The organism is Kovacikia sp. CALU 1929 (genome assembly GCF_056784235.1).
Genome location: NZ_JBXBCF010000100.1, coordinates 16,423 through 40,081 on the forward strand (window position 1 = coordinate 16,423; position 23,659 = coordinate 40,081).

The 23,659-nt window shown below is 48.6% G+C and carries 21 protein-coding genes; 6 read left to right on the forward strand and 15 right to left on the reverse strand.

What is annotated here, in order from left to right:
* Positions 1-355: 355 nt before the first annotated feature.
* The 5 genes from kdpA to AC1S52_RS28710 are packed head-to-tail and all read left to right on the forward strand — an operon-like array spanning position 356 to position 6,274.
* Positions 356-2,056, forward strand: a complete 1,701-nt coding sequence (kdpA, locus tag AC1S52_RS28690; RefSeq protein WP_482032470.1) for a potassium-transporting ATPase subunit KdpA — start codon at positions 356-358, stop codon at positions 2,054-2,056.
* 15 nt (positions 2,057-2,071) lie between these two features.
* Positions 2,072-4,228, forward strand: coding sequence for a potassium-transporting ATPase subunit KdpB (kdpB, locus tag AC1S52_RS28695; RefSeq protein WP_482032471.1), 2,157 nt, complete (start codon positions 2,072-2,074; stop codon positions 4,226-4,228).
* Positions 4,229-4,250: 22 nt separating this feature from the next.
* A complete protein-coding gene (locus tag AC1S52_RS28700; protein ID WP_482032472.1) occupies positions 4,251-4,532 on the forward strand; it encodes a potassium-transporting ATPase subunit F in 282 nt (93 codons plus the stop codon).
* Entirely contained in the window at positions 4,532-5,134 is a 603-nt protein-coding gene (gene kdpC / locus AC1S52_RS28705) for a K(+)-transporting ATPase subunit C (RefSeq protein ID WP_482032473.1), read from the forward strand. The genes AC1S52_RS28700 and kdpC overlap by 1 nt, the downstream gene beginning before the upstream one ends.
* Positions 5,135-5,137: 3 nt before the next feature.
* On the forward strand, positions 5,138-6,274 hold the full coding sequence (locus tag AC1S52_RS28710) for a universal stress protein (RefSeq protein ID WP_482032474.1): 1,137 nt from the start codon (positions 5,138-5,140) through the stop codon (positions 6,272-6,274).
* 81 nt (positions 6,275-6,355) lie between these two features.
* Here AC1S52_RS28710 and hetL read toward each other — a convergent pair whose 3' ends face one another.
* The 13 genes from hetL to AC1S52_RS28775 form a co-directional block, all read right to left on the reverse strand.
* On the reverse strand, positions 6,356-7,132 hold the full coding sequence (gene hetL / locus AC1S52_RS28715) for a heterocyst differentiation pentapeptide repeat protein HetL (RefSeq protein ID WP_482032475.1): 777 nt from the start codon (positions 7,130-7,132) through the stop codon (positions 6,356-6,358).
* A 133-nt stretch (positions 7,133-7,265) separates the two neighbouring features.
* Positions 7,266-7,565 (reverse strand): DUF3593 domain-containing protein, encoded by a 300-nt coding sequence (locus AC1S52_RS28720; RefSeq protein WP_482032476.1) that lies wholly within the window; start codon positions 7,563-7,565, stop codon positions 7,266-7,268.
* Positions 7,566-7,671: 106 nt separating this feature from the next.
* Positions 7,672-7,974 (reverse strand): DUF2499 domain-containing protein, encoded by a 303-nt coding sequence (locus AC1S52_RS28725; protein WP_482032477.1) that lies wholly within the window; start codon positions 7,972-7,974, stop codon positions 7,672-7,674.
* Between the two features lie 16 nt (positions 7,975-7,990).
* Entirely contained in the window at positions 7,991-9,085 is a 1,095-nt protein-coding gene (locus AC1S52_RS28730; protein ID WP_482032478.1) for an NAD(P)H-dependent flavin oxidoreductase, read from the reverse strand.
* A 94-nt stretch (positions 9,086-9,179) separates the two neighbouring features.
* Positions 9,180-9,611: an ArsR/SmtB family transcription factor gene (locus tag AC1S52_RS28735; protein WP_482032479.1), complete on the reverse strand. Its 432-nt coding sequence runs from the start codon at positions 9,609-9,611 to the stop codon at positions 9,180-9,182.
* Positions 9,612-9,803: 192 nt separating this feature from the next.
* Entirely contained in the window at positions 9,804-15,083 is a 5,280-nt protein-coding gene (locus AC1S52_RS28740; protein WP_482032480.1) for an ATP-binding protein, read from the reverse strand.
* Positions 15,084-15,732: 649 nt separating this feature from the next.
* Positions 15,733-15,936, reverse strand: coding sequence for a putative nitrogen fixation protein NifT (nifT, locus tag AC1S52_RS28745; RefSeq protein WP_482032481.1), 204 nt, complete (start codon positions 15,934-15,936; stop codon positions 15,733-15,735).
* Positions 15,937-15,956: 20 nt separating this feature from the next.
* Positions 15,957-16,223, reverse strand: a complete 267-nt coding sequence (locus tag AC1S52_RS28750; RefSeq protein WP_482032482.1) for a nitrogen fixation protein NifZ — start codon at positions 16,221-16,223, stop codon at positions 15,957-15,959.
* The gene (nifV, locus tag AC1S52_RS28755) at positions 16,210-17,364 is read right to left on the reverse strand and encodes a homocitrate synthase (protein WP_482032483.1); all 1,155 of its coding nucleotides are present in this window, start codon (positions 17,362-17,364) and stop codon (positions 16,210-16,212) included. The genes AC1S52_RS28750 and nifV overlap by 14 nt, the downstream gene beginning before the upstream one ends.
* A 485-nt stretch (positions 17,365-17,849) precedes the next feature.
* On the reverse strand, positions 17,850-18,404 hold the full coding sequence (gene dpsA / locus AC1S52_RS28760; RefSeq protein ID WP_482032484.1) for a DNA starvation/stress protection protein DpsA: 555 nt from the start codon (positions 18,402-18,404) through the stop codon (positions 17,850-17,852).
* Between the two features lie 60 nt (positions 18,405-18,464).
* Positions 18,465-18,734: an Asr1405/Asl0597 family protein gene (locus AC1S52_RS28765; protein ID WP_482032485.1), complete on the reverse strand. Its 270-nt coding sequence runs from the start codon at positions 18,732-18,734 to the stop codon at positions 18,465-18,467.
* The gene (cysE, locus tag AC1S52_RS28770) at positions 18,718-19,578 is read right to left on the reverse strand and encodes a serine O-acetyltransferase (protein ID WP_482032486.1); all 861 of its coding nucleotides are present in this window, start codon (positions 19,576-19,578) and stop codon (positions 18,718-18,720) included. Before cysE ends, AC1S52_RS28765 begins: the two co-directional genes overlap by 17 nt.
* Positions 19,579-20,528: 950 nt before the next feature.
* A complete protein-coding gene (locus tag AC1S52_RS28775; RefSeq protein WP_482032487.1) occupies positions 20,529-21,542 on the reverse strand; it encodes a zinc-binding dehydrogenase in 1,014 nt (337 codons plus the stop codon).
* A 50-nt stretch (positions 21,543-21,592) separates the two neighbouring features.
* Here AC1S52_RS28775 and AC1S52_RS28780 point away from each other — a divergent pair, with 50 nt between their 5' ends.
* Complete coding sequence (locus AC1S52_RS28780; RefSeq protein WP_482032488.1) at positions 21,593-22,027, forward strand: RidA family protein; 435 nt, start codon at positions 21,593-21,595, stop codon at positions 22,025-22,027.
* Positions 22,028-22,742: 715 nt separating this feature from the next.
* On the opposite strand, the gene AC1S52_RS28785 is transcribed toward AC1S52_RS28780, so the two are convergent.
* Both AC1S52_RS28785 and AC1S52_RS28790 read right to left on the reverse strand, forming a co-directional pair.
* Positions 22,743-23,150, reverse strand: coding sequence for a type II toxin-antitoxin system VapC family toxin (locus AC1S52_RS28785; RefSeq protein WP_482032489.1), 408 nt, complete (start codon positions 23,148-23,150; stop codon positions 22,743-22,745).
* 11 nt (positions 23,151-23,161) lie between these two features.
* A complete protein-coding gene (locus tag AC1S52_RS28790; RefSeq protein WP_482032490.1) occupies positions 23,162-23,404 on the reverse strand; it encodes a hypothetical protein in 243 nt (80 codons plus the stop codon).
* Positions 23,405-23,659 lie beyond the last annotated feature (255 nt).

Genomic DNA, 23,659 nt, shown 5'->3' on the forward strand with positions numbered 1-23,659 from the left:
AAAAGATGATCATTGAGCCAGTCTTATCTTCAAAAGTCTAGCGATTTTTAAGTAGAATCGCCCGGAAATAAGGCGTAGTCTACGTTTAGATACAAATTTATATTTTTAGGTATAGAACTGACCTAAACACTCTCTAAACGCTTCCTAAACACTATGTCTTATGGACTATGCCAGCGATCTAGAAAATTCAATAAACGTTGCTCTATACCTTGTACTCCTTGAATTAGAGCCTCATGATCAAGGAATAAAGGTGGTTGAAAGATTTGGTGATTAATCCTCAGTCAATAAACAGTGACTAGTAACTAATGATGATTGAGCAACAACCCATTTACGTATGTTTGGAGTTTAATAACTCATGTTGCAAGGATGGATTCAAATTGCATTAACGCTACTGATTGTAGTGGCAATTACGCCTTTCTTCGGTCGGTATATGGCACGTGTATTTATGGGGCAGCATACCTTGCTTGACCCGGTTCTAATCCCTGTAGAACGAGCTGTTTTTTCGCTGAGTGGATTGCGAACACGGGAGGAAATGACAGGGTGGCAGTATGCGCGGGCAGTGCTATACAGCAACTTAGCAATGCTGGTGTTTATCTACCTGATTTTCATGCTTCAGGGAGTGCTGCCTATTAACCCTACTGGGCTAAGTGCGCCTTCCTGGGACCTGGCTCTGCATACCGCTATTTCCTTCGTTACAAACACCAATCAGCAGCACTATTCTGGTGAGACAACCTACAGCTATTTCAGCCAGTTTGCGGCTCTGGGGTTCATAATGTTTACATCGGCAGCGACAGGGATTGCAGTGGCGATCGCTTTTATTCGCGGGTTAACCGGAAGACCGTTAGGAAACTTCTATGTGGATTTAACCCAAGCGATTACGCGAATTCTACTACCCATCAGTATGGTCGGTGCCATCATTTTTATTGCCGCAGGAATGCCCGAAACCCTAGCAGGCCCAGCCATTGTACCGACGCTTGAAAATCCAGCCATCAGTCAGGCGATCGCTCGGGGTCCGGTTGCTCACTACGAAATTATCAAAGAGTTGGGCGAGAACGGTGGCGGCTTTTTCGGGATCAACTCGGCGCACCCCTTTGAGAATCCTAACGGTTTCACCAATCTCATTGAACTGGTTGCCATTCTTTCCATTCCCACATCGCTAATCATCACCTATGGCATCTTTGCCAACAATCGGAAGCAAGCCTGGTTGGTGTACAGCATTCCGTTTGCGATTCTAGTTGGATTTATTGTCATTGCGGCGATTGGCGAGTACCAAGGCAATCCAGCAGTAAATGCGCTGTTAGGGGTAGATCAGGCTGCCAATCTAGAAGGGAAAGAAGTCCGATTTGGTTGGGCACAGTCGGCGTTATTTGCTGTGTTTACAACTGCAAGTATGTGTGGGGCAGTCAATAGCTTGCACGATTCGTTTATGCCTGGTGGGGGCTTTGTCACCCTGTCCAATATGTTCCTCCAGATTGTGTTTGGTGGACAGGGAACGGGAACGGCTTATCTGTTTGCTTACTTGATTCTGGCAGTCTTTGTCACGGGCTTGATGGTGGGGCGAACCCCTGAATTTCTGGGGCGCAAGATTGAGAAACGAGAAGTGGTGCTGGCGAGTTTTCTAATTTTGCTGGTTCACCCGATCGCCATCCTGATTCCGGCGGCAATGACTCTGGCATTCTCCGAACAACTGGCAGGCATCAGCAATCCTGGATTTCATGGGCTATCGCAGGTGATTTATGAATACGCGTCTGCCGCTGCAAATAATGGGTCTGGGTTTGAAGGCTTGGCAGATAACACCCTCTGGTGGAATTTAAGTACTAGCTTTAGTCTCCTGGCAGGACGCTATATTCCGATCGTGGCATTGCTGCTGCTGGCAGATAGTATGTCCCGTAAACAACCTGTTCCCGCCACTGCTGGAACGCTGCGTACCGATACGGGTCTGTTTATTGGGGTCACGGCTGGTGTGATTCTCATTCTGGGCGCACTGACATTCTTTCCGACTCTGGCGTTAGGTCCAGTTGCAGAAGCGTTTCAAATTGTCAAAGGAATTGGGTAGGAGTTCTGAGGACTTATGAAAACTAGACATGAATCGTCTCCCTCCACAGCTACTCGCTCAATTCGAGTGCCTCATGGTCGCCGTGACGATCGCCGACATACGCCAAAAGCCGATCGCAAAGGGCTGTATCAACGCGCCATTCGCGAGTCATTTGTTAAGCTAAATCCGCGTGTGGCGGTGCGTAATCCGGTCATGTTTGTGGTATGGCTGGGTACGATCGTCACCCTCTTTGTCACCATCAATCCCAATCTGTTTGGGGCAGTTCAGGCAGATATTGGTCAGCAACGAATACTCAACGGTATTATCACGTTCATTTTGTTTTTTACAGTGCTATTTGCTAACTTTGCCGAAGCCATTGCCGAAGGGCGGGGTAAGGCACAGGCAGATGCCTTGAGATCGACTCGTAGTGATACAATCGCCCGCAAGCTATTGCCCGATCAGTCGATTCAGGAGGTTAGTTCGACTGAATTGCGTCGGGGCGACCAGGTGAAAGTGATGGCGGGAGACATGATTCCGGCGGATGGTGAGGTGATCCAGGGCATTGGCTCAGTGGATGAATCAGCCATCACCGGGGAATCGGCTCCGGTCTTGAAACAACCGGGTACCGATATTGCCAGTTCTGTTACGGGGGGTACTCGCCTGCTCTCGGATGAACTGGTTATCAAAATTACCTCTGATCCAGGGCAGGGGTTCATCGATCGCATGATTGCCCTGGTGGAAGGAGCCGAACGCAGCAAAACCCCGAATGAGATTGCGCTAACGGTATTGCTAGCCGTGTTGACCCAGGTATTTCTGATTGTTGTTGCCACCACCCCAGCTATTTCTGGCTACATTGCTGGCTTTTTAGACAGTGTTGTGGGGAACGCAACAGGCAACAGTTTACGTTCTGGCACCAGCATCGCCATTTTGATTGCCTTACTGGTAGCGCTGATTCCTACCACGATCGGTGGGTTACTTAGTGCGATCGGCATTGCTGGGATGGATCGAGTCGCTCAGTTCAACGTGATTGCCACTTCTGGAAGAGCTGTGGAAGCCTGTGGGGATGTGAATACTCTGGTTCTAGATAAAACTGGAACGATTACATTGGGAAACCGTTTAGCCGATGAGTTGATTCCGGTCAATGGTCATTCCGTTGCAGAAGTTGCTGATGTTTGTCTAGCTGCCAGCCTGTTTGATGAAACCCCGGAAGGGCGATCGATCGTCCAGTTAGCCCAAAAACTCGGTGCAAGATTCGAACTGGATGGACAACCCGCTGAAGGGATCGAGTTCTCGGCGCGCACTCGCATGAGCGGAACTGACCTCGACAGTAAGGAGTATCGCAAGGGGGCTGTGGATGCGATTAAAGGATTTGCGCGTTCACGCGGTGGTCAAGTTCCCTCAACTCTGGATGAAGCTTATGAGCGAGTGTCGCGTCTGGGTGGAACACCTCTCGCTGCCTGTCAAGGTGACGAGATCTATGGGGTGATTTACCTCAAAGATATTGTCAAACCTGGATTGCGAGAACGGTTTGACCAACTGCGACGGATGGGGGTCAAAACCATTATGCTGACTGGAGATAACCGCATTACCGCCTCTGTGATTGCTCAGGAAGCTGGAGTGGATGATTTTATTGCTGAAGCCACCCCGGAAGACAAAATTGATGTGATTCGTTCAGAACAGGCACAAGGTAGGCTCGTTGCTATGACCGGAGACGGTACAAATGACGCACCTGCTCTGGCTCAAGCCAATGTTGGAGTAGCCATGAACTCTGGCACTCAGGCGGCAAAGGAAGCTGCCAACATGGTTGATCTGGATTCTGATCCAACTAAATTGATCGACCTGGTGACGATCGGCAAACAGTTACTCATCACTCGTGGCGCGTTGACCACCTTCTCAGTTGCCAATGACATCGCCAAATACTTTGCCATTATTCCTACAATCTTCGCAGCGGCGGGAATTGGGGCGCTCAACATTATGGGCTTAAAGAGTGCCCAATCGGCGATCGTCTCTGCCCTGATTTACAACGCCTTGATTATCCCTGTTCTGATTCCGTTGGCTCTGAGAGGTGTGCAGTTTCGCCCCCTCACTGCCGATCAACTGCTGCAACGTAACATTTTGATTTACGGTCTAGGCGGCATTATCGCCCCGTTTATCGCGATTAAGGCGATCGATTTAATCTTGCCGTTGTCCTAACCCTTCAAAAACTTTTTGGTCTATGAAACTTAATGCTCTAAAACCATCGCTCCCATCTCCTCAAGCCGCCACTCAAACGCTTGAGACAGTTTCAGAAATTTGGTCAGAATGGCGTAGGCAAAAGCTGCCGCTGTATCTGTTTTTGGCACTAAGCTTCAACTTGATCGTTGCACCTGTCGTTTATGCCGCCAGTGGCAATGAATTCTCTCGCACTCAAGCCTGGGCATTAGGGCTATTGGGTCTGGGAACTGTGGCGCTTTCAGTCTATTTATTCTTTGTCATGTTCGCCCCGGAGAAATTCTAATGAGTTTTGTACACGAGGCTGGTAGAGCGATTCGATCGACCCTGGTACTTTGGGTGATCACTGCCCTGATTTATCCGCTGGTCATGTTTGCCGTTGGGCAAATTGCTTTTCCCTTCCAGGCAAACGGCAGCATCTTGACGAATGCTCAAGGTCAGCCTATTGGGTCTGCTCTGATTGGACAACCGTTTACCAGCGATCGCTACTTTAACAGTCGTCCCAGCACTACGAGCTACAGCACGGCTGATCCGACCAAAGATGAGGCTGGCATTCTCAAGACAGGCGTATCGGGTGCGAGTAACCTGGCTCCGTCCAATCCTGATCTACTCAAGCGAGTTCAGGAAACGACTGCCCAATTGAAACAGGCAGGCATTCAACCGACTGCCGATCTGGTCTATACCTCTGGTTCCAGCCTTGACCCGCACATCACACCTGAAGCCGCTAGAGCGCAAATTTCGCGAGTGGCAACGGCACGGGGGCTACAACCTAATCAACTTGAAGATCTAATCAACCAGAATACGGATGGTCGCTTCTTAGGTATTTTTGGCGAACCTGGGGTCAATGTCTTAAAGCTCAACCTCGCTCTGGATGCTCTCAGCCGTTGATCTATGTATCATTCCTCAAGTCCTTCGCCTGACAGTACCTACATCCGCCCCGCCCATCGGGGTAAGCACAAAATCTTTATTGGCATGGCTCCCGGTGTCGGTAAAACCTACCGAATGCTAGAGGAGGGGCATCGTCTTCGTCAAGAAGGGATTGATGTGGTGATTGGCTTACTGGAAACCCACAATCGGCAGGAGACCGCACAACGGGCAGAGGGGCTAGAAATGTTGCCCAGACAGCTAATTAACTGCTCTGGTGTCATTCTGTCCGAAATGGATACTGATGCAATTCTCGCTCGTCAGCCGCAACTAGTTCTGATTGATGAATTGGCACATACCAATGTGCCTGGTGCTCAACGGGAAAAACGGTATCAAGATGTGGAAGTCGTTTTAGAAGCAGGAATTGATGTGTACTCAACAGTCAATATTCAGCATCTAGAGAGCTTGAATGACCTGGTTGCCCGGATTACAGGGGTTGTGGTGCGCGAGCGAATTCCTGATCGCCTGGTAGAAGAAGCCGATCAAGTCGTGGTCATTGATGTCACACCGGAGACGCTAGAAGAGCGGTTGCAAGACGGCAAGATTTACGCCCTTGAAAAGGTGGATCAATCCCTACAAAACTTCTTTCAACGGCGTAACCTGATTGCTTTAAGGGAACTGGCATTACGAGAAGTCGCTGACAACATTGAAGAAGAGGCTATTGAGGAAGCATCTAATGGAACAAAAGCAAATGCGCCCTTTTGCACGATTCTTGAACGGGTTTTAGTCTGCGTTTCAACCTATCCCAATGCGATTCAACTGATTCGACGGGCTGCCCGGATCGCGGGGTATATGCACGCTCCCTTCTATTGTTTATTTGTCGATGATCCAGACCGCTTTCTCACCAAAGTAGAGAGTTTACATATTGAAACCTGTGAAAGACTGTGTAAAGAGTTTGGCGGAGAGTTTATTCGAGTGACAAACCACGACAAAGCAAAGGCGATCGCAGAGGTTGCCAAAAACTACTACATCACTCAGATTGTCATCGGTGAAAGCCAACGCTCTCGTTGGAAGCTGATGCTGCGAGGATCATTGACCCATAAATTGCTGCGATCGCTTAAAAACATTGATGTTCACATCATTGCAACTGAGCAAAGACGGTGAGATCTTCCATTGTTCCTCATTTCTGGCGTTGCTGATTCTGGGGATGAAAAGGATGCTGGATGCTTGAAACTTCGTTTCAATTCAATCGTGCATGGAACCATCTGGCATGATTGCGCCCCGCAAGTCGGCATTGGTTAGTACGGCACCCGTCAAATCCGCACCGCTCAAATTTGCCTTACGTAAAATTGCCCCAGTCAGATCGGCATAACTCAAATCAACGCTGCGCAAGCTGGCTTCACTCAGATCGGTGGGCTTCATGCCCTGTTGTAACGTGCGGTTTAAGTGGGCACGGCAAAGTCTGGCACCATCTAGATTTGCTCGATATAAAAGGGTTCCGCTCAAATTGGCATAGCAGAGATCTGCATCGCTTAGGAAAGCATGTCCCAGATCGGTGACTTGATCAGATGTTGGACGCAAATCCGCTTCAAACAAATTGGCGCTCATTAATCTGGCATGAACTAAATTGGCACCGCCTAAGGTTGCCCTACCCAAGTTTGATCGCGATAGATTGGCATAACTCAGATTGGCACCACTCAAATCTGCTTCTCGCAGAATCGCATGGGATAAATCGGCTTCACTCAAATCGGTTCCCCACAGGAGTGCCTCACTCAAGTCTGCTTCCCGGAAACTCGCGCGGCTAAAGTCTGTTTGCCCCAATCTGGCTTGGCGTAAATCTGCTTGATCAAAGTTCACCCCATGCAAATGAGCGTTATGCAGATCGACCTCTCGCAGGGTTACCTTCTGGAAGTTGCGCTCCCCTTCTGCATACCGATTTAAGATCGCTTCAACGGTTCTCTCCATTGCCGCTAAAGGAGGCGACAGTAAGGATTTGTCTTGAAAAGAGATGCGTTCAGCCATTGCCGTTAAAGGTAAAGGTTTTCTTAGTCCTGTTATACCGGAAGAATTTGAGGAACTTGTGAGGAAGCAAAATCCCACCTGCTGCAAACTCGGCAGATTTATTCGGTACAGCCTAATTCCTGAAAAAACCGAATCACGTCCGTTTGGTGTGGCGCAGATGGGCGATCGCCTGCCGGAATCCCAGAACAATCAGAATATTTGAGAGCGTTAAGAACGATTCGGCAGTCCCGTGCAGCCAATCTACATTTGCCAGCATTTCTCCATAAACTACTCTGGTATAAATTCCAGCAGGAATGGTGACCCCTACAAATAACAGGGTGAAGTAAAAACCAATCAATGCAAGACGGGGAACCTCTCTGGAACGGGTGAGAAACCACAGAAAAGCGAGATAGGGAAGTAAAGAAAATGCAAATAAGATGTCTTTTGAAAGCATTGGATTGAAGGTTGCTACTGGAAGCTTGGCTAGGGGTGGGGGAGCGGAACCCTGACCTGCTCAGATTTGGGGATGGGGATGAGACTTATATATAAGTGAGATAGGTTTAGCCAGGGCGGAATGATTGTCTCCATAACCACCAGGCTGCCACCATCAGGGCAAAATTACCCATCAGGGTCATTGTCGCTTGCGCCATTCCTAACCAGGCTAGAGAAGGAGCATTATCAAAGAAATGCCAGGTACAAACACACATTGCACTCACCCAGGCAGGCACCATTGCGATCGCTAAGCCTTTCCAGGCATGATTCTGGCTGACATTGGCGTAGTTCCATACCAGCCCAATGGCAGCCATCCACTCCAGTACACTCAGGATGTGAATAATCCAGGTTGGAATTGAAAGTGCATGCATGATTAAAACCTTGCTATTAAGCGACAAAGGCTTCCCGCAAGCCGGTTAACTCTGCCATGACTTCAGCGACTGACATGATGCGCTCTGCCCGCCCAACGTTTGCGCCAGAGAAGACTAAGCCATTGTCCACATCACCACGAGCGGCGTTAGCAAGGGACTGAAGGATGCAATAGGTTTTATTGTGATCACGGCAGAGGCAAGTTTCTAGACAATTAGCAATACATCGTCGTTCCAGATTGGAGGTTGCAGCGATCGCCTTTTCTGAAAATGCATTTCGTAGCGCACGGGCGGGTTTACCAACTGGGCTGGGCACGATCACCACATCCTCTGACCGGGCACTGAGATGGAATTCCTTATAGCGGCGATCGGCATCACACTCCTCAGTTGTGATGAAACGAGTACCCACCTGAACTCCACTGGCTCCCAGGGCTAAGCAGCGATCGATATCCACTCGATCCCAGATTCCCCCCGCTGCAATCAAGGGAATATCCACTTCTAGTTGGTTTTGCAGGTAATGCTGAATTTCGGGAATTAACGACTCAATCCCGCTACTGAAATCCTCACAGGTAGTGCCGATATGCCCGCCCGCTGCTTTAGAATTTTCGACGATAAAGGCATCCGGGAGGCGATCGTACTTTTGCTGCCAGGTTTGACAGATTGCCTGAACCGCTTCTAATCCACACACCATTGGCACTAATGCCACCTCTGGATATTCTGCGGTATGAGCCGGGAGACTCAGAGGCATTCCTGCGGCAGTGATGATTAAATTGGCTCCATTAGCTGCCGCTGTCTGTACCAATACAGAATAGTCTTTAGTTGCAACCAGAATATTGACACCAATAATTCCCCTGGGACTGATGGCACGCGCTTTTTGCAGTTCATCAATCAGCGCCAGTTGATTGGCGACAAAAAAGCTGCCACGTCTGGGTTGAGTGCTGAGGTAGGGAGAATTCAATCCTAATCCCAGGGATGAGATGACCCCCACGCCTCCGGCGTTGGCGACGGCTGCCGCTAAGCTGCCACCGGATACTCGAACCGCCATTGCTCCCTGGACGATGGGATAATAGGCGATATGTTGACCAATCTTAAGGGTGGGGAGCAATCTCGACATCAGCATAATCACTTTATAGCTAGACGATTATTAAGTGATTATAATACCTTGGGTATTGAAACTCAATGTCGTTTTGCCGGTTTAGTTTGCGAGTTTAACGTCGAGAGCTAGAAGTTTGCTCTTTTGCTCTGGTTTTCTGCGATCGGGTGCTTTGTTTTGAACTGCTCACGTTTGACTGTAGGGCGCTGGCTTGTAGAAAAGTTTCAGCCTGTTGACGCAGGCGATCGCCAATCTGACCACAGGCTAACTCACAAAACTCAAACACCAATGGGTCTGCAATCTCATAATAGGCACTGGTGCCTTTTGGTTGGCGGTTTAGAATTCCTGCCTGGGTCATCACTTTAAGATGCTTAGAAAGATTTGCCTGACCCAAGCCAGTTTCTTCACCCAGTTCCATCACATTCATGGGACCTGATCGAAGGCATTGTAGAATGTGCAATCGACTGGTTTCAGAGAGGATTTTGAAGTAATCGGCAACGGCTTCGAGCACAGTAATAGGGACTAAGGGGCTGGCAGGTTTTGGCATCGTTCAAGTAAAATACCATAAAGGTTTAATAACTATATGGTATTTTAGTCCATCGGGGGCAATTGTAACCATCTACCCTGGGAGGAAGTTGCAGCGATTTGTAGATGAGTAAACCACAACGGTCTGTGGATGGGTGTGATTAATAGCGGGAATTCATCGGTCAACTGCTATCAGCGGAAGTCTACAACCGGATCAGGAGCCTTGCATCAGACTCGCGATCGCCTCCACTAACCGGGCGGGTTCTACTGGCTTAGACAGGTGCATTTGAAAACCCGCTGCCATTGCCTGCTGATAATCGCTTTCCCCAGCATAGGCAGTCAGCGCGATCGCCCGAACACACCCACCCTGGGCTGATGGTAAGGCTCTAATCTGACTGATCAACGTATAGCCATCTGTATCAGGCATGCCAATGTCACAGAGCAGTACATCTGGCAGGGATTGGGACATTAAGTTGAGTGCTTCTGTAGCGGAGGTTGCCAGCCTCACGGTTGCTCCTGCCTGTTCCAGAACAAATGCCACCAGATCGCGGATATCTGCTTCATCATCCACTATCAGAATTTGAACATCGTCCAGCGGCAGCGGCAGCGGAGACATAAAAAGTTCCGGTTCCTCCCTCCCCACCGGCTCTCTGTTCGCGGATAAGAGCGGCAACCGCACTGTAAAAGTTGCACCTGATCCCTCTCCTGCACTTTCAGCTTTAACCGTTCCCCCATGTTGCTCAACCAGGTAACGGACAATGGCTAAACCCAATCCCAAGCCACCAAACCGGCGGGTTGTTTTACCATCCTCCTGGCGGAAGTACTCAAATACGTGGGGCAAAAATTCTGAACGGATGCCTTGTCCGGTATCACTGACCGTTATTTGGGCGTAATGGCAAAGGGGAGCATGATCCGTGACCCCACCCATGACCGATGGGCGACTATCGGTTACCGCTTCTAACTTCACCTCAACCTGTCCTTCGGTAGGAGTAAATTTGATCGCATTAGTGAGCAAGTTCCAGACAATTTGCTGAAGTCGGGCAGAGTCGCCCATGACCTGGATGGGGCTGGAGAGAAGAGGGGGTGGGGGGGAAGGAGGTTGGGGTGAGGAGGGGAGGCGATGTTTTTGATCGCCCATCCCAGCTATTTCAAATCTCAAATCGATTCCCTTGGATTCTGCGGCTAACCGAACGGTTTCCATCGCTGCTTCAATCGTGGTTGCCAGGTTGGTGGGAGCAATATGCAAGCTCATCTTGCCCTGGAGAATGCGAGAGACATCGAGTAAATCGGCGATTAACTGCGTTTGCAACTGGGCATTACGCTCAATCGTTTCCAGGGCATAAGCCGTTTTTGCAGGATCCAGGTTACCCCTACGCAACAAGTTTGCCCATCCCAAAATGGGGTTGAGTGGCGATCGCAGTTCGTGGGATAGAACTGCCAGAAATTCATCCTTAATCCGGTTGGCGGACTGTGCCTCTTCTCGCGCGGCTTCTGCCCGGGCAAGCAGGTGTTCACGTTCAAGTTCGGCTTGTTTGCGATCGGTGATATCGGTTGAGATGCCAATCAGACCAATAATATTGCCCTGGTCATCCCGGTAGGGGGACTTGGTTGAAAGAAACGTCTGTGTCCCTTCTGGCAGCCTGATAATTTCTTCAAACACTTCTACCTGCCCGGTTGTCATGACGCGGTGATCGTTCTCGATAATGGGTTCTGCATCCTCCCAACGCAGATAGTCACGCTCTGTTTTGCCAATCACGCTGCTTTCTGGCTGACCGATGACTCGCAGAGTGGCTGGATTTGCCATTAATAACCGTCCCTGCTGGTCTTTGACATAGATCAGGGTGGGGGTTGCCTGGTTCACCGCGTTTAGAATTGCCATGCTTTCTCGCAGGGCTGCTTCTGCCTGCTGGCGTTCAATCTCCGCCGCTGCCTGCCCCGCAAAAAGCTGGATCAGGGTTTCCGGTTGCAGCCGTTCATCGATTGGGCGATCGTGCATCACTGCCAGCATTCCCAGGATCGAGCCATCCAATGCCCGTAGGGGTATCCCCAGGTAGCTATTGACCCCCATTTGAGCCAAAAGTGGATCCTGGGGAAACATTGTGGCGACCTGGTCCCGGTAAAAACACAGCCCTTGATCTGCCACTTCCTGACAGGGTGTGCCCACCAACTCATACTCACAGGTTTCACTCCAGTCGCTGTCACCCCACATAGCCAGGGTCTTGGCGTACTTCCGGTTTTTAGGCTCAACTTCGCTGACAAAGGCATATCTGACCTGGAGTGCTTCAGCCAGCACCCGCACCAGGTCTGCGAAAAACTCCGCGCCTTTAAGTTTGGCGCATTCTACCAGTTGACGCAGGGTTTCCTCAAACCGTTTGCGTTCAGTAATATCGCGCCAGCAATTGATTGCACCAATGATCTGTTCTTGGGAATTCCTGATGGGTGCAACGTGGACGAGTACCGTCAGGCGGATCCCATCGGGACGTTCAATCACCCATTCTTCGTTAGAAACCGTTGCGCCGTGGCGGGTGGCACGATACATGGGCATTTGCTCTAGGGTCGGGCGGGTAACCCCATCTGGCAAAAACAGTTCGTAAGAGGGAACCTGATAGTCATTGGGCATCTGAATCTCTGAGGGCATCTTAATCAGGGATTCACCGGATTTACCCAGCCATTCCTGCGCCAGTTTGCTATGGGCAATGATGGGAAAGTCAGGTGGTCCCCCAGCAATGGAAATACCCTCTGGCACATTTTCTAGCAGCAGGTGCAACATCCGCTGGGCTTTTTCTGCTTCGTGTGCCCGCTGTTGGGTCTCCAGGGTGGCTGCTTGCAGGGCGATGTCGGTCTGTTTTCGATCGGTAATTTCAATAATAAATGCCGTTAACCCCGTAGACGATGGATAGATCCGGTATTCATACCAGCGATTCCAGGTGGCGTAGAGGTACTCAAACTGGAGGGGAGTTTGCTGATTAACTGCTTGCTGGAATTGCACGTAAACATCCGTGCCGACTGCATCCGCAAACAACTCCCAAACACACTGACCCCAAAGGGCTTCTCGCTCCATCCCAACCATTTCGCAAAAGCGATCGTTGGCATAGGTGTAACGCCAGTCGCGATCGAGAGTGTAAAACCCATCCCGGATGCTTGTCAGGATGGATTCAACCGTTTGTCTGGCAGTTTCTGCTTCCAGTCGAAGTGCCTGTTCTCGTTGCGCTGCCTCTCGCCGCAGTTGTGTCAACTTCAAATTTGCTTTCACCCGTGCCAGTAATTCCCGAACCGAAAAGGGTTTGGTCAGGTAATCATCCGCTCCGGCTGCCAGTCCCTCAATGCGTGACTCTTCACCCGCACGGGCTGATAGCAGAATGATCGAGATTTCTCTGGTTCGGGAATTGGTACGAAGTGCATGGAGCAGCCCGAAGCCGTCCAACTCCGGCATCATGACATCACTCAACACCAGGTCAGGAAGGCGCTGGGCAGTGGATTCCAATGCTTCTAAACCATTACTGGCAACCTCTACCTCCCAATACTGGTTCAATGTCCGCTGGAGATAGTCCCGCATGTCAGCGTTGTCATCCACCAGAAGAATGCGAGCAGTGCCGGGAGTAGGGTGTGTGGAATAGGGAATAGGGGATGAAGATATTATGTTTCCATTCTCCGCTCCCCATTCCCCGTTCCCTGCTTCTGGCAACCAGCGGGACGCTTCAATCACATAGGGGTCAGATCCTAATGCTGTGGATGTGAGCGAACGAGTTGCTTCAATTCGATCCTGGGGTAAATGATCTGAGCCAAGGGGTAAGGCGATCGCAAAGGTGGTTCCTTGCTCTAGCTGACTCGTCACTCGAATGGTGCCACCGTGTAGCTTCACGAGTTCCTGTACCAGAGCGAGTCCAATGCCAGAACCCTCATAGGTGCGCGATCGCGTTCCTTCCACCCGATGAAATCGTTCAAATAATCGAGGCAATTCTGCTTCGGGAATGCCAACACCTGTATCCGTCACACTGAATTCAACAAGTTTACCAAGCGATCGCAATCGAACCGTAATACTTCCTGCAAATGTAAACTTAAATGCATTAGAAATCAGATTAAGTACAATCTTTTCCCACATTTCGTGGTCAATGTACACAGGTTCCGGTAGGGTGGAACAGTCTATAATCAGACTCATACCAGCCCGCTCAATCAGCGATCGAAACACGCTGGCAAGTTCCGCTGTATACCCGGCTAAATTCGTCGGTTGGTAGGATGCCTGCACACGACCTGCTTCAAGTCGGGAGAAATCAAGCAAGGTATTGACCAACTTTTGTAAGCGCAAGCCATTCCGCTGCACCATCTGAAATTGTTCTCGTTCATCTCCGCTGAGGCGTTCTTCCAGGGTATTTGACAGTTCCTCTAATGGACTCAGCATCAGCGTTAAGGGTGTGCGAAACTCATGGCTGATGTTGCTAAAAAAGACAGTTTTAGCGCGATCGAGTTCGGTTAAGGTTTCGGCACGTTTGCGTTCTTTTTCATAGGCGTTTGCATTGGCAACACTGGCTGCGATTTGCCCTGCAACCAGATCGATGAAACTCCGGTAGTTATCATCGAAAAGCCTGAATGGATTTAATCCGGCAACCAAAATCCCTGCCCGACCTGTTTGACCAGAGGGGGCGATGGGAACTACGATCGCCTGCTCTGGTAAACGATCCCAGGCTCCCCTTGGCAACTCACCAAACTGGGGAACCAGATCCGAGATTAACACTGGCTTCTGGGTTTGAATGACTTCGGTAAAGGACCAGCCTGAACCTCCATCCAGCTTGGCAACTTCAGGAATGGCTGGATGGTTGCGATCAATTCCACTGGTTCCCGCTAAAACAACGTGTTGCTGGTCAGGTTCGACCAGATAAATTATGGCAAAAGGCAGATCATAAAGGTTGGTTTCCAGGCAACTTGCGCTCAACGTACAGGCTTCTTCAAAGGTTCGAGCATCTGCGGTTCTGGCTGCCAGTTCTCGTAGCAAGGCTAACTGACGTTCACCAATAATGCGTTGGGTATCGTCCGTGTTGGCGCAGATAATGCCACTGGTACCACCCTCGTCATCAGGGATCGGGCTATAGGAAAAGGTGTAATAGGTTTCCTCTGGGTAGCCGTTACGCTCCATGATTAGCAACAGCGCTTCATCGTAAGTCCCTTCGTTGTTTAGCAGGGCAGATTCTGCGCGGGGTTCAACCTGATCCCAAATTTCCTGCCACACCACAGAGGCAGGTTGCCCTAGTGCCTGGGGATGTTTCCCCCCCACAATCGCCCTGTAGGCATCATTGTAGAGGTTGATCAATTCTTCACCCCACCAGACAAACATGGGTTGCCGGGAAGTCAGCATAATTCGCACAGCCGTTTTTAAGCTCTGCGACCATTGCTCTGGGGCACCTAGCGAAGTTTGCGACCAGTCATGCGATCGCATCAATCTTGCCATCTCGCTATTACCGGCAAAAAGCTGCTCTACAGTAGGTTGCTGACTCACCATACCCACTCTCTTCTACCCAGCTAAGTCAGGCGTAAAAACCCAAATATACCTGATTTGTGGTTGTTTGATCCCAGATATGGGTTTGAGAGAGAGATTTTTAGAGAGCGTGTACATGAATTGGGCAGACTGGATGGACTGAGCAGGCTTATGAAATGGATAGACTATAGTCGAGAAACCTGGAACCTCACAGAAAATGGTTGTCAAATCAACCACTCTTTAACTACGGCATACAGGCTGAATTATCCGTCCTTCGACGGACGTATTTCTTCTACCTGAGGTAATAGTTTTGGTGATTAACAAAAATCAGGTTTGGTTTTGTGCTCACAACTGTCTCCGTCTGCCTCCTAAACGTCAGACCACTAGGGTTGCAAACACTAAATTTTGCAACATGGGGGTTTGGGGGCTTCGCCCCCCAGAAGGGGTGGAACCCCTTGTAAAACACTTTTATTTTGCTGTACTAGTGCTCTGTCAAATTTAATTTGACAGATAGCGAATACCAAGAAGTTAATGATGGCTAAATTTTGAGGGTCTACGACCCGTCAAAATTTTCCTGACGGAACAGTAGTAGCATTCAACCGAGTACAAAATCTATCCGATCGCCTGAGGTTCTCTGGGTAAGTTTTTATTATGTGTGTATGTAATCTAAGATCTAAGCGATTCGTTTCATTTCAACCGTTTGGGGCAGAGCCAGCGGGTCAATTAAGCCAGGGGCAATGAGTTCCCAGCCATTTGACAGCGTAAAAACTTTGCCTTCATTGGTCTCAGATTCCGAAATTACTTCCTCTTCCAGATCTTTTTTAGCAACATAGACCAGGAGAGCACCAGATGAGTTACGGCGTAGCATCACTTTCATGTTCAATCTCAACTTAATGATTAATGGCTTGCGTCAACTAGTTCCAATTCTTTTCGACGACAACCGACAACAAATCCTGTTCCCAGAAAATGAACGGCATAGATATAGGACGACTGTAAAAAGGTGCCAATACTGATCACATAACCAACTTCCCCTTTCTTGGCTAAGGTTGCGCCAATGTCCTGCCCAGGAAAGGTTCCATCATTACGGATCAATTTCCGCGTTTGTACTTTTTGTCCAATTTCAAAGTAGGGCGGTAAATTTAATTCTAGTTCATCGGGCTGCATAGACAGTATCCTTTACTGGCACAACTAAACTTAAAAGCTCATCGGTAGTCAGACTGCGTTTTACCTGTACAGAGCGATCGCGGACAGCTTGTAACACTGCCTGGGTTTCATCCGAGTTAAGGATGATCCCATTGCGTTGCAATACCTCCTGAAGCCCATGACGACCAGAATGTTTGCCCACCACAAAACGGTGTTCCCAACCAACCTCTGCCGGGTCAAAGGGCTGATAGGTGACCGGGTTTTGCAGGACACCATGCGCGTGAATGCCTGATTCATGGACAAAGGTATTTTCACCGACGACTGCTTTCCACGGGGGAACTGGGCAATTGGAAGCCTTTGCCACAAGCCGGGACAGTTCTAGTAACCGTTTTGTATCGATTCCTAATTGGATGCCATAAATCCGTTTGAGTGCCATCACGACTTCTTCCAGGGCAGCATTGCCTGCCCGTTCACCCAGACCATTCACGGTTGTGTTAACTGATAAAGCTCCGGCTTGAATTCCTGCCAGGGCATTGGCAGTTGCCAGTCCCAAATCATTATGAGTGTGCATTTCTACAGGAATTGCCAGGGATTGAACCAGTTGCTGCACTTGCCGGAAGGTGGTTAAGGGATCGAGGATGCCAACGGTATCACAAAAACGGAATCGAAAGGCTCCTAAACTCTGGGCAAGGTAGGCGACATCCAGTAAAAACGTGGGATCTGCCCTGGAGGAATCTTCCCCACCTACAGCGACGGACAAGCCATAGTCCAGAGCAGCGTTGATCACGTCTCGCAACCGATCTAGCATGACCCGCCATTGCCCATGAAATTTAGCTGCAATTTGAATGTTAGAAACCGGAATGGAAATATGAACTCGCTTGAGTCCACAGTTAACGGAAGCTTTAATATCAGATATATTGGCACGGTTCCAGCCAAGCAAGTTGGCATTTAAACCCAAATCAACGATCGCCCGAATTGCCTCAGCTTCCTGTTGCCCCATTGCTGGAATCCCAACTTCTAATTCCTGCACCCCAATGGAATCTAAAAATTGGGCGATCGCCACTTTTTCCTGAACCGTAAAAGCAACACTGGCTGCCTGTTCGCCATCTCGGAGGGTGGTGTCGTTGATTTGAACTGGTTGGCTTGTTGTAGGGTAATTCATCATTCCGTCCTGGTTGTATACCTATCACGTAGGATGGGCAAAGGATTTCCCCGTGCCCATCTTGAGGATCAGTGGCGGATGGGCAAAGCATCCTATGCCCATCCTACGTCGGTATTTTCTGTCAATTCGCTTGGCTACACCCGATCCCCGGTACCCCGAATCATGGTTGGTCCCGTTGGGAAACACTCGGTGGTGCTGAATAACCGTATGAATTGGAACGAAGTTTCAATTCATACAACTCTCACTTCATACCCAAAATCAGCAACGCCAACATTCTTACCCGATGGGGTTAGCAGGCTTTACCTTAGGCGCGTGAGGCAATGTTTTTTCAGGACTTTGGAACATCTTGCTCAAAGTGTAATCGTAGATCAAGGTGTAAGCAAGAAGGAAACTAATTAGAGCGAAGATAGTGAACATAGGACTCTTCCGTTGATGTAAGTAAGCTTTTGCGCTGGCTATGTCGTGGGTTAAATACCCGTCACAGCCTAACTATCAGCCGCTGAGACAAAAGCAGAGGTCAAACTGTCTGCTGCTAAGAAGTGAGCGAGATGAAATGCGCGATCTTCTGTTTTTAGCAGAATTTGCTCATAGAGATAGCGGGTGGCGCGATCGCCAATGCTCTCTGCCTGCGATGCCTGCCGTCGAATCAAATCAATCACGGCTTGTTCTGCTTCCAGGTCATGTTCCACCATTTGACGGGAATTGAATATTCCATCTGGTTCCGGTGGAAAGCAGCAGAGTTCTGCCAGTTTGGCAAAGCTACTTGCAGGCACCCCCCCCAATCCGTTCAGGCGTTCTGCCAGGTCATGGGCATGGCCTTTGACCGCCTCATAGCCTTCCTGGAAAAATTCATGCAGGGAATAAAACTCTGACCCTTCCACTACAAAATGGTGTTTCTGGTATTGCAAGTAAAGAGCTTGAAAACTGGCATAGACCAGATTTAGACCTTCACAAACCGGGACCGTAATTTCCTGACCTAAACCGATGGGGTTGTTCCCCACTTGACCAAGTTCCTGAATCGTTACCTGTAGTTGTACCATTTGATTCTCCTTTAGTTAATTCATCATGGTGAGAACTTTGATTGAGTCATCCATAGAGACTCAATGGTTCTCTTTACACGTCACTGTGGTCAGCCAGCATCGCTCCAGCCAGTTCACAAGTTCTTGACGTGGTGCTGAGAACTGCTGAATGACGCTGCGAATTAAAATCAACTCGTTCCCATGATGAATTTCAACTCGAAGTGAACCATCGGAGGGACAGGAACAGGAAATCGTTAATTCTTGCAGACGATAGCAGATGCGCCAGCGATCGCAGCGTGGAACCACGACCGCTTGTTCTAGTCGAACATTGGGGCTAAGAGATGTGTGCATTGTTTGAGTCCCGAAAAGAAGCTAGGGTTTGCAGTTGTAAGGTTTGTAGTTGCTGTTCGAGTTGTTCGATCCGATCAACCAGTGCCCGAATGGCGATCGCTTCTGGATCGGGAGTCTGACTATGGTCAAGCGGGCAGTCCTGGACATCTTGACGACAGAGGTTACGCCCTGGTACACCAACGGCTGTGCAGTGGGCAGGGACATCTCGCAACACAATGGAACCGGCTCCAACACGGGCATAGTCTCCAATGTGAATGTTGCCGAGTACCTTTGCACCTGCCCCAATCACCACATGATTTCCGACCGTTGGATGGCGTTTACCACTTTCCTTACCAGTGCCGCCGAGGGTCACTCCCTGGTAAATCAGGGCGTAATCGCCCACAATCGCCGTTTCGCCAACCACGACTCCCATGCCGTGGTCAATCACAATTCCTTTTCCTAAAACAGCTCCCGGATGAATTTCAATTCCGGTTAAAAATCTGGCTAAATGGGAAACCAAACGGGGCAGCACAGGGACTTTCTGGTGGTGCAGCCAGTGGGCGAAACGGTGGCAGATCAGGGCATGGAACCCAGGGTAGCAACAAATCACCTCAAGCCAGTTATGAGCGGCTGGATCGCGTTCCCAAATCATTCGGAGATCTTCAAGCAGGGGAATTGTCTGAACCCAGTTGAACAGGAATTGCTGAAGCGCAGATCGCAACTGAGCCGTCAGGGATAGGGGAACTGCTGAAGGGGTTGCTGGCTGGATTGGAGGGCGATCGCAGGTCTGTAGCATGACTTGTGCGGGGTTGATGGCTGTTGTGTCTTCTGTATACCAGATGCCGTCTTCCCCACCGTTGTTCATGGGTGCAAATTGAATTTATTAGGATTATTAGCTATGTACTCAACCTCTAAAATGCCGTAGCCTTCAGGTCTTGAAGATCGTTTGAGGGCAGGGCACTGGCATTTTGAGGGCAGGGTACTGGTATTGATAACAAAGGGGGCTTGCAATTCTACACTCAAGCCCAAGCCCATCTTTACCAGGGGCTTCAGGCATTTTTCCCCAGGATGTCCCATCAGTAGCATCCTGTACTCAAGCGCCTATTCTCCGGGCTATTTACTGGACTCTGTTCTAGCTATGAAGCGATTCTTTCTTCCAGATTGGATGAGTCCCAGTAGATGTTTTTAGTGATGGACTGTTTTATGGACTCGTGAAAGCGATCGCACTATATTCTGTTACGTATACTACCAATAGTTGTTCAAACCAAATCTTAAAAATTCCGAAAAGTATACCAAGCTGCAAAACAATTTGTAAGAATGCTGATTTAGATACAGAAATATCTTTTGAAAAAACTGATTAGCGCTTAAATCTGCAATTTGTATAGGTTTGAGTACTGGAAGAAACTCTAAATGAAATAGATTAAACCTGCTCCAAACCTTATCCTATCGGGCTTTTCGCTGAGTGCAAAAACACAAGCCCCCCATCCTGATAAATACTTGTTCCTATGTTGAAAAATACTCAACCCCCCTCCCAAAAATATATTTAAACATAGACCAAAACTGGGATTGAAGGGTTGAGTACATTCCTGATATTCCAAATAATTCTTGACAGACCACTAGTGTTCCGCCAGGAAAATTTTGATGGATCGTAGATCCATCAAAATTTAGCCATCATTAACTTTCTGTGTATTCGCTACCTGTTAAATTAAATTTGACAGACCACCAGGAAGCTGCGACATAAGTTTGGCAACCCTTGTTCAACCAGGGCGGAGTTCGGAGCCTGTTCCCCAAACCTGTGAAAGACTACGATAGAGACTAGCGATAAAACTGAACCACGACCTTACCCACATTCTTGCCACTGAGGAGGTATTGAACTGCGGTCGGAATGGATTCGATTCCCTGGAATGGGGTTGGATTAATAGAAACGCAAATTTTGCCCGTGTAGAACCAGTCGAGCAGGCGATCGCGGGCAGCAACCATATGCTCTGCATAATGGGGCATAAGAAAGGCTCGAACGGAAGCCGCTTTCCAAAACAGCTTGTGATAAATCCGTGGCTGGGGCACAATCTGCGGTACTCTGGCATATTCTGAAATAAACCCAACACTCACTAACCGTCCTCGCACGGCTAAATGCTCAAGGCAAGTATCAAACACGGTGCCACCGACACAGTCAAAGACAAGATTCACGCCGTTAGGATACTCCTGTGACAAAACAGCGTTCAGGTCTTCCTGGTGATAGTGGATGATGCGATCGCACCCCAGCTTTTGCAGAAGTTGCGCTTTGGTATCTGAACCACAAGTACCAATCACATGATTGCCTGCCAGTTTGGCTAACTGCACCGCAATATGCCCGGTTCCACCTGCGGCTGCCGTCACCAATACAGTTTCTTGACTTTGCATCTCGCCAGCCTGCTCCAGCGCAACGAGAGCCGATATTCCGGTAGGCATTAAGGTCAGAATCTCTGGGATTGGCTCAGAAATTTTGAAGGCAAGACTGGTGGAAATGACCTGATACTCCCGATAGCCCCCTCCTCGCACCGTGGTTGCAACGGCATCTCCAACCTTAAACTCCTCTACAGCGTCACCGATCGCCACCACTTCACCCACGGCTTCGACACCCAGGTCAAACGGGGGAGTGAGCTTGACGTAGGGAATGGTTCCCTGACAAAGCAAGGTGTCAAATCCAGCATTAATGCCCGCAAATTTGTTGCGAATCAGGATCTCGCCAGAATTTGGGGTGGGAATTGGCAGTTCTTCAATCGCGATCGCGGACTGAAAATCTGAGCTAAACTGTTTGGCAAAGAGCTTTTTGTAGGTTACAGACTGCATTGCAGCGCATCCAATGGGCAATGGGGTGTTGAATTGACTAGGAGTTTATCATGGCAACTCGTGAAGTGATTATTCCAAAAGGAATGGAAATCCTATATGCAAAGTATCATTATTGCCCTGGAATTAAAATTGGTAACACTTTGTATATTGCTGGACAGGTAGGTCGTGATGAAACTATGCAAATTGTGACGGAACCAGAGGCACAATTTGTCCAAACGTTTGAAAATGTCAAAAAAGTGCTTCATGCGGCTGGAGCAACGTTTGACCATGTGGTTGAGATGGTCACCTACCATGTAACCAATCCAGATTTATATACAGCCTCTGATCAGCAACCCTTTACGATTCCTTATCTGCCGTTGTTTATCCAGGTGAAAGATCGCTATTTTACAAATCTGTATCCCACCTGGACGGGGGTAGGGGTGACAACGTTATCGACTCCTGGCTTGATTGTTGAAATTAAATGCACCGCTGTTCTGGAATCCTAGAATTTTACGATGACCTCATCGCAATTCTTACCATTAAGGCAAAGCGATGGCGCAGGTTATGACAACTCATTTGTTTAGCGATGCATACTGCTTAAACGGTTGACTTCAGCGATCGCTGCACACCCCCAATTCCGGTAGTTATGCAAACTTGGAGCTGCATAAGATTCCATTTCGGGTAGTTGTGCAGATTTCAAGCCGCATAAGATTCCACTTTGGGCAGTTATGCAGACCCATTTCAGCCTCTCTCCCCTATACATGGCGTTATCTCAATCTGAATCCACCTAATCACTCAAAATGGCGCGGTTAGACTGATTAGACTCGCTAGAATCAGTCCAAACAAGAGTTCGACCGCTTCAAATCCTGTTTAAGGCAGTAGCTGAAGCCTTTTGGCAAGACCTCAACACTGGCAAAAGTCCAAATCTTGCCTCTTTTTGGAGCAAAGGTGTGTGTAATCTTCACTCATGCTCTTTAGTAGCTAAGATTCTAGCCAAATATTCCTAAACATTTCACATTACTATACGTGAACAACTTGATTTCCTTAAGGCTGCTGTTTGTAGAGATAACCTCAGCTACATAACGATTGAGGTGAGCCGCCGCAGATAACTTCTAATTCTCACAGATAACCTCTCGGCGGTCGGCTCCATCGATTTGTTATGCAGCGATCGCCAACTCTATGACTCATCAGCTTCAAACGGAGTCAAGTCTTGTGGATGAGTCACTGTAATACCCGATATACCTGCAAAATCACTTGGATGAAGGTCAAAAGATGTGTAACTCCATTTGCAAGCATGACTGCAATGATACGAGCATCATGAGTTCGTTTGCCCATCACTCTGTTAGTTGTGACTAAATTCAACCAATTTTGAAAAATCTGCGGAGATTCCTCCAAGAATGGAAAACGATCAAGAAGTTGATCTATCGTACTTCTAGTTTGCTCTACAGTCCAGCCCAAGCCATTGACTTGAGTTGGTCTTGTGGCAACAACCCAAAACTCAATAATTACTTGCATCACAAGTAAACATTCGTCTGATTGCATGAGTAAATGAGAGATTGCATCTGTTGCAAGCTCATGCTGCACATCGGAAGAATTGCAGAATCGCATAACAACATTAGTGTCAAGCAAATATCTCGTCATTATTCGTAAATACTATCGCGGCTAAAGGCTTCGTCTCGTAGACTCGGACTACCTTTGGGTAGTTGTAAAACCCATTCACGGAATTCTCTAGCCCTGTCAGATGGTGTTGCTCTTTGCCAAAATGGAACAGACAATGCGACCTGTCTAGACTGAAACTCAATGAAGGCTATGAAATCAGCAATTTTTTTAAGTTGCTCATCATTTAGCTTGTCTAATTCTTTTTTAAGATCTTCTCTCAGCATAGGTCGATTTTGAGAAAATGGAGATTCTCTATAATAACCGATACAGTCCTACCCGTCTGGTTTAGATCCTTGCTTAAACGGTACAATCCTACTCTAAGCAATTGCTCTGGTTACACTAGTAGTCTGTCAGCTTTGATTTGAGGGGTAATTCGATGATAATTTAAGCCATCGCGTTTACTTGAGATTCATGGCAAAAAAGAAATACATCGTCTCTCTGAGTGCTGAAGAACGAGAAGAGTTGGAGGGGCTGACAAC